This is a genomic window from Roseovarius maritimus (assembly GCF_043355895.2).
Classification (GTDB): Bacteria; Pseudomonadota; Alphaproteobacteria; order Rhodobacterales; family Rhodobacteraceae; genus Roseovarius; species Roseovarius maritimus.
The window spans coordinates 102,168-115,884 of the sequence record NZ_JBHFPF020000004.1; the positions used below are offsets into that span (position 1 = coordinate 102,168).

Below are 13,717 nucleotides of genomic sequence, written 5' to 3' on the forward strand. Positions count from 1 at the left end.
TGGGGTGTAGCTCATTCTTTCTCACAAATTGCCGGCGAGCGGTTCCGTCAATACAACCTGGGTGCCGATTGCAATAGCGTCAACGCGACGGCTCCTGACGACTGCACGGAAATCGCCTGAACCTGATCGCGCAGCAGAAAACGTTCAATAATTGACTCCTGAACACCCGGATCGGCTAGGCTGGATAGATCGTCCAGCCCAAGCTGGCGACGCGCGCGATCGGAAAACTCGGCGACTTGCGTGTCGAGATCAGCTTGGGAGAAGCTGGCGGGCAACCCGAGAGCCGTCTCGAACACCTGCCTGAGAACGGTATTACCCATGATCTTGTACCAGCGGGTTTCGTCCGAGCCCGAAACATCCGCTACGTCGGGCAAATTGCGCTTGGCATCCATGGCCAAGCGCATGCTTTCATCCTGGTCTCCGACGGCCACTTCAAACTGTTGGCGCTGAAATTTCGCAACGATGTCCTTGGTCCAAGTGGTACTGCTTGTTCTCACGCCGCCTGAGTTGCCAAAGCCGAAAGCATTTGCGAAATCCTCATACCTGTCGTCGGACAGGCGATTTGCCAAAGACGTCGTCTCCTCCGTGCCTCCTTCGAGTACTTTTTGAATGAAGGCCCGACTATCGATATCGGCATCCAGCCCGAATGCACCAAGCGCCACACGCAACAGCCGTCGATCGGAAACCAAGTCCTCGGCCGAGTTGACACTCTTGATGTTCTGCTCGAAATACTCGGTATCACGCCGGATTTCTGGAGTTTTCGAGTGGTTTTCAGATTGCGACTCCAGCGTGCGGGACAGGTAGTTCCAGCCAATCAGCCCGGTAGCTGGCACGATGGGCTGAAAGCTCATCTTGGCCCCCGCGCCAACAGGTGTTCTTCTCGAGGAAGCAGATGTCGCAGCGCCTTGAGGCATTGATAGAATTGCCCGTCCATGACGGCTTGCGTCGCCATGGCCAAATGACTGCGGCTGTCAGGATCAATCAGAACCTGGCTGAGTTCCTCGATGTGACGCAGGAGGGGCAGGCGCGCGTCTTCGGCATCGGCATCTCCCGATAGGACGAGTTGCGCCGAGTAGCAAACACGCCGAACCGGAGTGGTCGCTTCGCCGGGATGGATCGCATCGCGAAGTCGAAGGATGTTGGCCTGCGGCGTGACGATGGACAGGCGCGAACGCTTGTCGCCGTTCTCGATCACGGCCCCGTTGATTAGCACTCGCTCTTTCGGGGCGAGCTTCAGAACGAGGCCGCTCATTTGGCTGTCCCGCCATCTCGCAGTCCTCGCATGACGGCTGTGTTGATTTCGATCAGCGCATCTGCGGTCGCTTGGCGCGCCAGAACCTTGCGACTCTGTACGTCGGTGAATTCTGAAAGGTAAAAGATGCTGGCGCGCAGATCTTTCGGCAGGGCATTGTCTCCATCGGCCACGTGAATGGCGAACAGCGTCCAAAGCTCTCTGTTTTCGCTGATGGCGGCTGCAAGTGCCGGCATATTGATGGGTGTTTGCTCGGCCGCCGATTTCAGTTTTTGCGTGATCCGCGCGACGACGTCGTATTCGGTGCTGCGCGGCGTGCGGGCGGATTGATTGGACAGTCCGTAGGCGTTTTGCGCCCTGAGAATGGCATTCACATTCTGATCCTTCTGGAAGTACTAGATGAAGTGAAAGCTCAGGGGTGCTATGAAAGCACCCCTGAAGGTTTCATCAGCGGAACAGCGAGAGGATTGCTTGCGGCGCTTGGTTGGCGATCGTCAGAGACTGTGTCGCCAGCTGTTGCTGAACTTGCAGAGCCTGCAACTTGGCCGACGTCTCTTCCATATCTGCATCGACAAGCGCGCCGATGCCCGACTTCATCGCGTCGGTGACCTTGCTGACATAATCGTTCTGGTCCGTGATCCGCTTGGCGGATGCACCGAGCGCTGCGGCACCGTCAACGGCAGTTTGAATATGCGTCTCGAGCGCGGTCAGCGATGTGGCGGCCGCAGCGGCAGAGCTCACATCAACATCGCCCAGGATATTGGCTGCTGCGATGGTTGCGCCAGCAGTGGCCGCGGTCGCGCCGCCCAAAAGACCGGTCTCAAGGTCCGCGCTGGCAACGACGATGTTTGCATTGCTGACACTGTTGTCGGCAGCCCGGTTGATCGACGACAGCACGTTGATACCGCCGCCGGCCGCATCGAGAAGGTTTGTGCCATTGAACTGAGAGCCCCGAATGATCGACCCGATCTGCTCTTTCAACTCGTCGACATCGGATGTCAGTTTTGCGTGATCGACGTTTTCGCCGGTGGCGGCGACGACTTTCTCCTTCATTTCGTTGAGCAGGTTGGTGATTTGCTCGGCGCCCGCCGATGCAACCTCGACGGTCGATTCGCCCAGCGAAAGCGATTTGGAGACCGCGCTGAAGCCACTGACATCCGATTCCATGACCTTGGAGATGGCCCAGATGGCGGAGTTGTCTTTGGCCTTGCCGATTTCCTGGCCGGTCGAGATCATATCTTGGGTTTTGGCCAGATTGCTGTTGACCGATTTCAGAGTTTGCAATGCAACCATTGCGCTGTTGTTCGTCAGAATGCTGGACATAGCATTTTCCTTTGGCTTGCGGCGCTTTGCGCCATTTACAAATCCCGCCCGCTGGGGGCAGTTTCAAACGTCATTCTGACCAGTGCAGCAGGCCAGGAGCCGACGCTGCGCCATCCAGATCGGATGCAAGGACATCATGGCGCGATTTGTGCTAATGGAATGCTAAGGGCGCCCTTCTATGTCGTTGGCATTTTAGACAAATTCGGATCAGGCGCGCCTCTCGACCTGATGCTCGATGACGTCCAGGATCGTCGATTTCTGGCCGCGCCCATCATAGGTCTCGAGCGTCCGGCGGATGCGCCGCAGGGCCGTCAGCCGACCGGCAACTGTGCGAATTCCCTGCAGCGCGCCATCCAGAAGTGCCTGATTCCGCAAAACCTTGCGCTGAAGATGCTTGAGGTCTTGCGCGTTCAGTGCAAGTGCGTTCAATTCATCGATCAGCGCTTCCTTCCGGGCCAAGAGCACACGGATTGACTCCAGGTCACCTTTCAGAAGCGCCTTGCGCTCTTCCTCCAGAAGCGTGTCCATTTCGTCTATGATTTTCTGAGTTGAATCATGCATCGCGCCGTGCCTCCATCATGGATTGGTAGAACGTGTCGGCAAGCCCGAGGCCACCGGATTTGACCATTTCGTCCGCCATAGCCTGTCTTTGAAACGAAGCGAATTGTTCCTCACCGATGCCGCCCGCGAAGCCATCGCTTTTCCCGAAGCCTGCAGATTTCAGCATTTCTGCGAGGAAAGTTGCCTCCAGTCTTTGCGCTGCATCGCGGGCGCGATCCGGAGCCGCCGCCGGTCCATGGCGTGCTGATTTGAGCGTTTGGGAAACGGGTAAAAAATCCGTCACGAGAATACCTCCAATTTATCGAACTCCGAAGCATTTGAGCCCAAACCGGTAAAGAAGCGGTAACCAGATGCTGCCATTGTGACATTCGACAACAGAAAATCCGGAGGCGTAGATGCTCGGTTTAGTGACCAATTCAATTTCGACTGCTGCCGGACGTGGCATCGATGGGGCTTGGGCAGACATGCGGTCCAAGCCCGATTCTGCAGCGCGTAGTTTCTCGTCGATTCTTCAGGAGCGTGAGGCCGAGGGCCGATCGCGGAATGCAGGATCCGCACCGCTCGACTGCCGGGGGCAATTGCTATCGGGCGGGTCAAAGGCCAGAGACGATGACGTTGAAGATGAGAATGGAGAGACGATTTCAGCGGCCTCGCAGGATGAACCGTCTTGCCGATGTGTTGATCCATTGGATAGGGAAAGCTCAGACGTCGGTGAAGATAACGAACTCAGCGGCTCATCAGGTGCAACTGATGTGGGGTTAACCTCGTCTCAAAAGAACAATTTGCGTTTTTCCGTGTCCAGCGGCGCTGAATTGCCAACTGGGATTGCAGCTGGCCCAAACGGAAGTGCCGCAATCGTGGTCGGAGACCACAATGGGGCAGACGCTGTGGGTCGAATGGTCGCCTCCGACGGCGGGCTGCATGCCTACGACAAAATGACTAGTTCAGAGGAGGCCGCCGATTGTGATGCCGCGGGTTTGAGTATTGGCCAGACAGCGCGTCCGGGGAAAGAAAGCGGTAAAGAGCCATCAGTAGCAGCCCGCACGCTGTCGCCTCATGTCATTTCTGAGGCGGTCCTTGGAACCGCGCGCGACCGAGCCGAAGGCGGGACGCAAGAAGCGTTTCGAACCGTCGCAAGCTGCGATGGGGTTTGGGCGGAACCGGCGCGCGCGCCGCTTGGCGGTCAGTCCGACACCAGTGCCACGCCGCGCGGGGCCGAAACGATAGGGTCTCAGCTTGGTTTGCACGGTGAACTCACCCGCCGGGCGGAGCAGGAGAGTCCGGTTGCTGATCCATCGCCGCCAGGAAAAACACCGCAATCAAATTCGGATATGGGCCGGGCGCACGACGTTTCTGACCCTGGCGGGGGGGCCGCATCGCCCTCGTTCCTGTCAGGGCAAGTGGTTGATATGAACGCAAGGATACAATCCAACCTCTCGGCCATCCCAGCTGCATCGCTGCCTGCAGGAGCGCAAAGTGCGGCCGAAAGGCGACTGGCGTCGATGGTGGGGTCGCTCTGCGTCTTGCGCGACACGGCGGGTCACGAAAGACTACCGTCGGCCATTTCCCAGGACATCGGGACGTCAGGGGAGCTGAGGCCATTCTCGAATGTCGAGTTGCGGGTCGGAGGCGTGACTCAAGATGCCGCGCCGCAGGTCGCCCGTCAGGTTGCCGCTCAGATCGCTGAGGTGATCGGGCGTGGCGCGGAGCGTGCGATCGACGTTCTCCTCAATCCATCTGAGTTGGGCCGAGTGCGCATTACGCTATCGCAAGGCGAGACGGGAATGATCGTGAACGTGGCCGCAGAGCGCGCCGAGACGCTCGACCTCATGCGGCGCCACGAGGATCTGCTCGGCCAAGAGTTTGACGGAGCAGGCCATGAGGGCACAGAGTTCTCTTTCGCGCAGGATGATCGCGCCAACGAGGGCCGTGCACCATCGGAGCCTTCAGAAACAATCACAATCGAGCAGCCCGCAATGCCGATCACCGTGGCTCAAGTCGCCGGGCAGGTAGCGATCATGGCTGCCGATCGCATTGACGTGCGCTTTTAGGAAGGACATGGAATGGACGTTCTCTCTACAGTAAACAACCCAATTTCGAATGCTGGCATCACGGCGGGATCAGCAAGTAGCGCTGGGAAGACGACGCTGAATTCCGATTTTGAGACCTTTCTGAAAATGCTGACGGCGCAGATGAAAAATCAGGATCCGCTGAATCCTGTTGATTCAACCGAATTTGCATCACAACTCGCAGCCTTTTCGACGGTCGAGCAGCAGGTGCTGACCAACGACCTTCTCACAGGATTGGGCGCACAAATGGGGGTGTTGGGCATGGGGCAATTGCAAGGCTGGGTCGGGATGGATGCGCGGGCCGTGATGCCCGTCGCCTTTGATGGTTCTCCCGTTCCGCTGACACTGAGTACGCGAGGAGGTGCAGACTTGGCACGGCTCGTCGTGCGGGATGCCTCTGGTGGAATCGTTCAGGAGCTGGATGTTTCCCCGCAAGGCGGCGCCTATCTGTGGTCCGGAAAAGATGAGGCGGGACGCGCGCTATCGAAAGGCATGTATGACGTGAGCGTCGACTCGTTTCAGGGCGAGGACGTTCTGGGATCCGATCCGGTTCAAAGCCAGTCGCGCGTGATCGAGGCGCAGCTTTCCGGAGGCGAGACGATGCTGGTCATGGAGGGGGGGCAGGTTCTCGCGGCGCGGGATGTATTGGGATTGCGCAAGGCCGAAACGGAGTGATGGCCGCCGCGGCCCTTCATGGCTCGGCGAAGACCCGCAGGCTTGGGGCGTTTCGCTTCAGGTTGCAAAACGGCAACAATTGCCCGTGATTTCAGGCGTGTAAAAACAGTGACTTGAGCGTTTAAGTCGATCTGCACACGCGATCAGCGAATATCCCCCATTTGACCTGAAAAAATGTTTCGTTTCGGAACAGGCTGTGCGATGATCTCTCATAGTACATGTACTTGTGCATGAACATGAGACAGAATGGAGATAATCATGAAGAAGATTTCGACTTTTGCAGCAGCAGCTGCTCTCGCCGTTTCCGCCGCAGTTCCTGCTGTTGCACAGGATGTGAACGCTGATCCGTTCGTCTCCTCGCAGGGTGCCATGGCAGTTTCGCCGGGCCTTATTGCTGCGGGCATCGCGGTCGGTGTCATTGCCATCGCGGCAATCGACTCCAGCGACGACACCTGATTTTCCCACCTTTTTGGTGATGATAATTTTAAAGGCGGCCCATCGGCCGCCTTTTACTTTGGATGATCATAATCCGACGCGCTTGAGTGCATCCAGAGATGACTGCCAAAAAGATATCAGCGCAAGGACTGTATCAGGAAGTACTGGTTCAACGGGCTGTGCCACTGTCGCGATTGCAATATCTGGCCACTCGATCCGACCTTGTAGGTGTTCGTGAACTGAGCCCCATCGCCGCGGCAGGTTTCGCTGACATTCGTCACTGCAATGCTGTTTGAGCCACGATCCACGCGGTCAATTCCTTCGATCCGTACCGTGCAGGTGGTGATCTGAGTGCGAGTCAGCTCTTCGCCGTCCAGATACCGCATCTCGCGTTCAGCCGTGCCGCTGTTGCGCGACGTAATCAGCGAAGGCAGCGCCCCCAGCCTCGAAGACATGATGTCGTTACCCAGCCCGCGCGTCGCCGTCATCATCCCGGCGTGCATCGTCAAGCTGCGGCGATCTGCCGTGCCAAAAGTCTTGTAACCTCTGTTTTGCTCCAATTGCTGCATTACGGTTACTGCCTTGCGGTTGGGCACGGTCAGCAGGATCAGGGGCGCGTCCGTGGCGGTCAACGCCTTGGCGACGTCATTTGCGATTTGCGAGGCGCTGGGCATCTGCGGTTGTTTGCGGCCCGAGAAAATGGACTTGCCGATCGACAGCGCCGAAACCTGCCGGTCGGGTGCGTTCGAGCAGGCCGAAACGCCGGCTAGGCAGGCAAGGCCAATAGCGGCGCGGCGCAATGCGGTAACGGTCACACTCATCTCCAGAACCTCCCCCATGTTTTGGCCAGCGACGGCGCATGGGTTTCCTTGACCTTGTCGTAAAGGCGACCATCCACCTCAAGGCGCGCACCGCCATCGCGGGACAGCGATTGCAGGACGGTCTTGGATTTCTGCATGGTCGGCGTACCCACGCCCCAGGCGAGCGGAATTTCGATCCGGATACCCTTGTCAAATGAGCCTTCTCCGAAGGTGGAGGAGCTGACATCGGTCTTGGTCGCATACGCCCCGATACTCCAGCCGTTGGCGAAGACGCGGTCCAGCGAGACGGTTGCGCCGAAATCTCCGGCCAGATACTGACCTACGTCCAGCTGGCCATGGAAACCGTGGCCAATATCGTAATAGGCCGATACATGCCCGTTCCACTCGGGGATCGTGCCCGACGACGTGTCGCGCGTGCGCAGGCCGAACCGCTGATCGTAATCGCGCGGATGCACATAGTTGACCTCTGCGCCGAGGGCGAGACGGCTATCCACTGGCTTCCACAGGATCTCGGCAGAGGCGCCTGCATACATCCGTTCCAGATAGCCTACGGTAAAGCGGCTGTAGATGTTCTTGGCAGGGCGGCCGTATTTGGCCAGCGTCAGATGATCCAGCGTGGGCGTGTCGGTCTGGGAATAGAGCGACACGTTCGAGCGAACGCGGGGCAAGCCTGACTCACCGGGCAGCGAGACGCTATCCAGATCGCCGAACACCTTTTGCGAGACGGAGCCGGAGGCCACCCAACCCGGCGCGATATGGTACTGGGCCCGCGCCTGGATGCCTGCGTTGAAGCGCACAGGATTATCAGGATCGAACACGCTGAAGCGCAGGAAGGGGCCGATACCATACTCGAACCGGGGATAGGCATCTTCGGCCAGGGTGACGCCGTCGGCATAGCTCAGGCCGTCGCTGATCGACGTCACGGCCAGCATGTCGGTTGCAGGGGCGTTTTCGAGCCGCTCCAGATCCGACCGACGGAAGGTGACCGACCCTGCCGGTTGACCTTCGACCATCTGGGTAACGATGAACGTCTCGACCGAGCCGGGCAGCGAGCGGGTCATCGCGCGGGCGGTGCGGCCCAAGGCCTGCGGGCGCTGGCCATAGCGCTGATTGCGAATCTGCACATGCGCGCTGGTTGCATTGAGGTCCATCGCATGGAGTGCAATCCCATCGCGCTCAAGAAGCGAGGCGAGGGTCGCACGCGCGCTGCTCTGGCGCGCGACATCGGTGGTCCATCCCAGATCCGAGGCACTGCCCACCGGGCGGGGTGCAATCGGCAGGGGCGCGCCTTCGGCTCCGCCCTTGATGGCCGGTGTGCGCGGATTGAGGGATATCGTGACCGACGCGCCCACTTCCGAGCCGTAGAGCGAATAGGCGCTGAAGCTGAGCGCGTCGCTGGCCCGGTAGCTGGCCGTGAAATTGAAAGACGAGTCGCGGCTGAACGCGCCGTCGCGCACTTCGCGGTCATAGCCATCCGACGAGTATTCGACGCCAAAGCTCAGCTTGTCCGTCGCTGCGTAAGAAAGGCCCGCAAAGGCCGCCACATCGCCGCGGAACCAGCGGTCATAGGTCGGAATGCCTCCCTCGCCCAGCAGCGAGGTTGGCCGGGTACCGGTGCTGCCGAATGATCCGTGACTGCCGAAACGGCCCCAGCCGATGCCGCCCGAGAGGCGCACCCGATCGCCCAGGGATTTGGTCGCGACCAGGTATTCACCGCCATAGACCCCGGTGCCGATGAAATCCTGAAGACCGATAGCGATGGCGGGCATATAGCGCCCTTCGTTCACCAGCCGGTATTTCAAATCGAAGCTGCGGTCATAGAGCGTACTGAAGGTTGGCCGGCCGGGGTCGGGCATAAGGCCGCCGATGCCGGAATAGCGAAAGCTGGCCGAGAGGCGCGGCAGAACCTGAAAGCTGAGCGTCGTGCGCGTGGTCATGTTGCTGCCCGAACCGTAGACGGAGACGGTTGTCGACAGTTCGGCGTCGGGCGCCATTTCTGCGGTCGGCATGTCGATCAGGCCGCCGGGGGTGCCGTAGATGTTTCTTCGGTCGGTTACCAGGTTTCCTGCGGGCCGAGGCGGCGCGATGCTGGCATCCACATCAGGCGCGGTCTGGGCTACCGCGACGGCGCCGGGCACTGTGCCAAGCATCAAGGTGGCCAAGGCGGCTGCGATGGGCTGTTTACTGGTCACGGATGTCCCTCGTGCGGCGTTTTGTTTTTGAAAACCATACGCAACCCGGAAAGCGAACAACAGGAGTTTTCCCTGCGGTTCTCCCGCAAACAGGCGCGAGTTCCGCAACTGCAACATCAGCCAAGCTGTACTAGGATTGATGTCATAGCCGCGCCAAGCACAATTCCGCCGATGCCCCAGAGCGCCAGATCCCTGCGCCGCCTGCGAGGCGGCTCGGGCGGGGGGGTGGAGGCGCTGCGCGCCAGCGCCACCTCGACCAGTTGGGGCAGGCGTGGGCCAAATCGCGCCAGCACGGCCAACGTCTTGCCCAGGCTTTGCGCAGCGGCGCGAGGGCCCAGGCTTTTGCGGATGTAATCTTCGACCACCGGCTTGGCGACCTGCCAGATGTTGATCTGCGGGTTCAGCGAGCGCGCGACGCCTTCGACCACCACCATCGTGCGTTGCAAGAGGATCAACTCGGTCCGCGTCTCCATGCCGAAGCGTTCAGTGACCTCGAACAGATAGCTCAGCAGGCTGCCCATGCTGATCCGGCTGGCATCCATGCCGAAGATCGGCTCGCCCACTGCGCGCAGGGCGCGGGCGAACTCATCGACATCGCGGTCGGGCGGGACATAGCCCGCCTCGAAATGCACCTCGGCGACACGGCGATAATCGCGCTTGATGAAGCCGTAGAGGATCTCGGCATAGACGCGGCGGGTATATTCGTCGATATGCCCCATGATGCCGAAATCATAGATAATGATGTTGCCGTTTGCCGCGACCTTCAGGTTGCCCTGATGCATGTCGGCGTGAAAATATCCGTCGCGCAGCGCATGGCTTAGAAAAAGCTGCAGCACCCGGTCACCCAGCACCCGGCGGTCATGCCCGGCGGCGTCGATGGCGTCATTATCGCCCAGCGGCACGCCATCGGCCCATTCCATCGTCATCACGCGACGGCTGGACAGATCCCACTTGATACCGGGAAGCTCGAACCCCTTGTCGCCCTCGGTATTGGCGGCAAATTCAGACGCGGATGAGGCTTCGAGCCGCAGGTCCAACTCGCCCATCACGACGCCTTCGAAATGGGCTATGACATCGGTGGGCCGCAACCGGCGCGAAGAGGCCGAGAGCAACTCGATCATATTTGCGGCGAAGTAGAACGCGTCGATATCCACGCGAAACGCGCGCTCGATGCCGGGGCGCAACACCTTGATGGCGACGGCCTCGCCGGTCGCGCGCAGGCGGGCCTTGTGCACCTGCGCGATCGAGGCGGCGGCAACGGGCGGGCTGAAATCGTCGAACAAGTCTTCGACCGGCGCACCCAGCTCGGATTCGATTGCCGCCTTGGCTGTCTCGACAGGGAAAGGCGGCAATTTATCCTGCAGGATCCGCATCTGCTGGGCCAGATCGGTACCCACCAGATCGGGCCGCGTCGACAGGATCTGGCCGAATTTGATATAGGCAGGCCCAAGTGCAGTCAGCGCGCGCGGTGCGGGCGGCATCGCCGGATCGCCCTTGGCACCCAGCCATTTGAACGGCCAGGCAAGACAGCGCAGCGTGCCGCGCACCAGCGGCGGCGCATCCATCGCATCCATTATGACGCCCATTGCGCCCGTGCGTTCGAGAGTGGCGCCTGTGCGGATCAGGCGGATGATATTGTGCGGACCGCGCATAGGCTAGATTTTCCAGCCGGAATGAAGGCAGGCAATGCCCATGCTGAGATTGCGATACTTTGCGTTCGCGAACCCGGCCTGACGGACCATGCGCAGAAATGTCTCCTGATCGGGAAATTTGCGAATGGATTCGACCAGATATTGATAGCTGTCGCGATCGCCGGCAATCGCCTGCCCCATGCGCGGTATGATGTTGAAGCTGTAGAGATCGTAGGCCTTCTGCATCATGTCATTCGGGATCTGGCTGAATTCCAGCACCATCAGGCGCCCGCCGGGGCGCAGCACGCGATAGGCCTCGTTTAGGGCCTCTTGCGGGCGGGTGACGTTCCGGATGCCAAAGCTGATCGTGTAGACGTCGAAGGCGTTGTCCTCGAAGGGCAGGGCCATCGCGTCGCCGACCACCCAATCGAGGCTACCGGCCATCGCTTCGGCCTCGGCCCGCTTGCGCCCCTCGATCAGCATCGGCTCGGTCAGGTCCAGCACGGTGGCATGGCCGCTGCCCGCGCGTTTCAGAAACCGAAACGCGATGTCGCCGGTGCCGCCTGCCACGTCCAGCAGACGCTGGCCGGGCCGGGGCGCCAGCCAGTCCATCATCGCATCCTTCCAGACGCGGTGGATGCCCATGCTCATGACGTCGTTCATCACGTCATACTTGCTGGCAACCGAGCCAAAGACGCCGCGCACGCGGCCCGCCTTCTCATCCTCGGGAATGTCCTGAAATCCGAAATGGGTGGTGTTTTCGCTCATTGCTCTTGCCTTGCGCCGGGGTCGCCTCTTGTTATAGGGCGCAGCGCCGCAGACACAATGCGGCGTTCTTCGCTTATCTGGCACCCGGCATCATTGCGACAGCGAATCCAGCCAACTCCAGGCATCTGCGGCGATCTGCGGACCCACCTGATAGAGCCAGTGCGTGTGCCGGGGAATGACGATCAGCTCGTTGTCATGGCCAACCTCGGCTAGGTCGCGGCCCAGCGCGCGCGCCGTCTCGACCGAAAAGATGTGGTCCTCCGCGCCCAGATAGAGCCGGTAGGGCTTGGGCGTTTCGGGCCTCTGCAAGGCGTTCCGGGATGCATATCCGGCATGCAGCACCGCAGCGCTCCATGGACCGTCCACGCGGTTCAGGAGATATTGCGCGTAGAACGCTCCAGAGGAATGACCAAATAGATAGATGCGGGCCGGGTCGATGCCGTGATCCGTCACCATCTTGTCCACAAGGCTGACTAGAAAGGCGGGATCGGCATCCTCAAGCCGCCAGCTGGAGCCGATGCTGTCCAAGGCCAGCAGCGCGAGGCCCTCGAGCGCCGCGACATCCTTCCACATCTCGATCAGCGACAGACCGTCGCGTCCGGCGCCATGCAGCAGGATCACCAGCGGCGTAGAGGGGCCTGTCCTTTTCGGAGCGACCTCGTACCATACACGCCGGTTCGGGCCGCGCCAGGCTGCGCGTTTGCTGGCAAGCTGGCGCGTCGCCTCCGAAGGGGCGAACTCATAGGTGCTGAGTTGTTGGATGCGGAAATCGGTGCGTCTGGTCTCGCGAAACTCGCCCGGTTCCGGCGCTGCAGTCGCAACCGGCATCGCTGCGGAAGAAGCCTGTGCGGCCTGTTGGCCTTTGAAAATCACGGCAGCGCCGACCAATGCAACCCCGGTCAGGACCACGCCGAGCGATAGGAGAAACAACCGAAATATCGCCATCGTCTGGAGCCCTTAAAAGTCATCGCAAGCCACAGGTTGTGGCCATGCAGACGGTGTCACTAAGGCAGTAAAGCGTCGACAATCGGGCATTCCAAGCGGGCCTCGGACCTTGTATATGCGCCCGCAAACGCCGAGTGGATCCGCCATCCGAGGAAGAAGCATGCCCGAATTGCCCGAAGTCGAGACGGTGCGCCGTGGCCTGGTGCCGGTGATGGAGGGCGGGGTCATCGCCCGCGCGGATGTGAACCGGCCGGACCTGCGTTGGCCCTTTCCCGAGAACATGGCCGAGCGTCTCAGGGGGCAGCATGTGCTGGCGCTGCGGCGCCGCTCGAAATACATTCTTGTCGATCTGGCGGGGGGCGAGACGCTGCTGATCCATCTCGGCATGTCGGGCCGGATGCTGATCTCGGGCGATCCGCTTGGCCAGTTCGTGCACGAGCATCCCGCGGCCGAAAAGCACGATCACGTAGTTTTTCACATGCAAAGCGGCGCGCGCGTCACCTTCAACGACCCGCGACGTTTTGGCGCGATGGATCTTTTTGCCACGGCGGATGCCGACGCCCACCCCCTTTTGGCCAAGCTGGGCCCCGAGCCCTTGGGGAACGCATTTGACGAGGCCTATCTGGTGCAGGCGCTGCGCGGAAAGAACACACCGATCAAATCGGCGCTGCTGGATCAGCGCCTGATCGCGGGGCTGGGCAATATCTATGTGTGCGAGGCGCTTTTCCGGGCGGGCATCTCGCCACGCCGGCGGGCGGGCAACATCGGGGCAAAGCGCGCGGCGTCACTGGTGCCGATCATCCGGGACGTCCTGCGCGATGCGATTCATGCGGGCGGATCGTCCTTGCGCGATTTTCGCCGGGCGGATGGCGAGCTGGGATACTTCCAGCATCGGTTCGACGTCTATGATCGCGAGGGTCAGCCCTGCCGCCGTCCGGACTGCGGCGGAACCATTGCGCGCGTTGTGCAATCCGGGCGCTCCAGCTTTTACTGCGCCAAGTGCCAGCGGTGACGCACCCTTCAAGATTCGGTTGATCCAGCCCGC

The 13,717-nt window shown here is 60.5% G+C and carries 15 protein-coding genes; 4 read left to right on the top strand and 11 right to left on the bottom strand.

Annotated features, from left to right (window positions below; translation table 11 throughout):
- Positions 1–47: 47 nt before the first annotated feature.
- The 6 genes from ACEWPM_RS10080 to ACEWPM_RS10105 form a co-directional block, all read right to left on the bottom strand.
- Positions 48–851, bottom strand: coding sequence for a DUF1217 domain-containing protein (locus tag ACEWPM_RS10080; RefSeq protein WP_393962131.1), 804 nt, complete (start codon positions 849–851; stop codon positions 48–50).
- The gene (gene flbT / locus ACEWPM_RS10085; RefSeq protein WP_393962130.1) at positions 848–1,252 is read right to left on the bottom strand and encodes a flagellar biosynthesis repressor FlbT; all 405 of its coding nucleotides are present in this window, start codon (positions 1,250–1,252) and stop codon (positions 848–850) included. Before flbT ends, ACEWPM_RS10080 begins: the two co-directional genes overlap by 4 nt.
- A complete protein-coding gene (gene flaF / locus ACEWPM_RS10090) occupies positions 1,249–1,626 on the bottom strand; it encodes a flagellar biosynthesis regulator FlaF (protein WP_393962129.1) in 378 nt (125 codons plus the stop codon). The genes flbT and flaF overlap by 4 nt, the downstream gene beginning before the upstream one ends.
- Before the next feature lie 73 nt (positions 1,627–1,699).
- A complete protein-coding gene (locus ACEWPM_RS10095; protein ID WP_420768017.1) occupies positions 1,700–2,575 on the bottom strand; it encodes a flagellin N-terminal helical domain-containing protein in 876 nt (291 codons plus the stop codon).
- Positions 2,576–2,782: 207 nt separating this feature from the next.
- The gene (locus tag ACEWPM_RS10100; RefSeq protein WP_393962128.1) at positions 2,783–3,136 is read right to left on the bottom strand and encodes a flagellar protein FlgN; all 354 of its coding nucleotides are present in this window, start codon (positions 3,134–3,136) and stop codon (positions 2,783–2,785) included.
- Positions 3,129–3,419 (bottom strand): rod-binding protein, encoded by a 291-nt coding sequence (locus ACEWPM_RS10105; protein WP_393962127.1) that lies wholly within the window; start codon positions 3,417–3,419, stop codon positions 3,129–3,131. Before ACEWPM_RS10105 ends, ACEWPM_RS10100 begins: the two co-directional genes overlap by 8 nt.
- Positions 3,420–3,531: 112 nt before the next feature.
- Here ACEWPM_RS10105 and ACEWPM_RS10110 point away from each other — a divergent pair, with 112 nt between their 5' ends.
- The 3 genes from ACEWPM_RS10110 to ACEWPM_RS10120 all read left to right on the top strand — a co-directional run bounded on the left by ACEWPM_RS10110 (position 3,532) and on the right by ACEWPM_RS10120 (position 6,336).
- Positions 3,532–5,187, top strand: a complete 1,656-nt coding sequence (locus ACEWPM_RS10110) for a flagellar hook-length control protein FliK (protein WP_393962126.1) — start codon at positions 3,532–3,534, stop codon at positions 5,185–5,187.
- Positions 5,188–5,199: 12 nt separating this feature from the next.
- Positions 5,200–5,880 (top strand): flagellar hook capping FlgD N-terminal domain-containing protein, encoded by a 681-nt coding sequence (locus tag ACEWPM_RS10115; RefSeq protein WP_393962125.1) that lies wholly within the window; start codon positions 5,200–5,202, stop codon positions 5,878–5,880.
- A gap of 258 nt (positions 5,881–6,138) precedes the next feature.
- Positions 6,139–6,336 (top strand): hypothetical protein, encoded by a 198-nt coding sequence (locus ACEWPM_RS10120; RefSeq protein WP_393962124.1) that lies wholly within the window; start codon positions 6,139–6,141, stop codon positions 6,334–6,336.
- A 116-nt stretch (positions 6,337–6,452) separates the two neighbouring features.
- Here the strand turns inward: ACEWPM_RS10120 and ACEWPM_RS10125 are convergent, their stop codons facing one another.
- The 5 genes from ACEWPM_RS10125 to ACEWPM_RS10145 form a co-directional block, all read right to left on the bottom strand.
- Positions 6,453–7,136, bottom strand: a complete 684-nt coding sequence (locus tag ACEWPM_RS10125) for a YjbF family lipoprotein (protein WP_393962123.1) — start codon at positions 7,134–7,136, stop codon at positions 6,453–6,455.
- Positions 7,133–9,328 (bottom strand): YjbH domain-containing protein, encoded by a 2,196-nt coding sequence (locus tag ACEWPM_RS10130; RefSeq protein WP_393962122.1) that lies wholly within the window; start codon positions 9,326–9,328, stop codon positions 7,133–7,135. Before ACEWPM_RS10130 ends, ACEWPM_RS10125 begins: the two co-directional genes overlap by 4 nt.
- A 116-nt stretch (positions 9,329–9,444) precedes the next feature.
- Complete coding sequence (gene ubiB, locus ACEWPM_RS10135) at positions 9,445–10,980, bottom strand: 2-polyprenylphenol 6-hydroxylase (protein ID WP_393962121.1); 1,536 nt, start codon at positions 10,978–10,980, stop codon at positions 9,445–9,447.
- Between the two features lie 3 nt (positions 10,981–10,983).
- The gene (ubiE, locus tag ACEWPM_RS10140; protein ID WP_393962120.1) at positions 10,984–11,727 is read right to left on the bottom strand and encodes a bifunctional demethylmenaquinone methyltransferase/2-methoxy-6-polyprenyl-1,4-benzoquinol methylase UbiE; all 744 of its coding nucleotides are present in this window, start codon (positions 11,725–11,727) and stop codon (positions 10,984–10,986) included.
- A 90-nt stretch (positions 11,728–11,817) separates the two neighbouring features.
- The gene (locus ACEWPM_RS10145; RefSeq protein WP_393962119.1) at positions 11,818–12,672 is read right to left on the bottom strand and encodes a hypothetical protein; all 855 of its coding nucleotides are present in this window, start codon (positions 12,670–12,672) and stop codon (positions 11,818–11,820) included.
- Between the two features lie 160 nt (positions 12,673–12,832).
- Here ACEWPM_RS10145 and mutM point away from each other — a divergent pair, with 160 nt between their 5' ends.
- On the top strand, positions 12,833–13,684 hold the full coding sequence (mutM, locus tag ACEWPM_RS10150) for a bifunctional DNA-formamidopyrimidine glycosylase/DNA-(apurinic or apyrimidinic site) lyase (protein WP_393962118.1): 852 nt from the start codon (positions 12,833–12,835) through the stop codon (positions 13,682–13,684).
- The last annotated feature ends 33 nt before the right edge of the window (positions 13,685–13,717 follow it).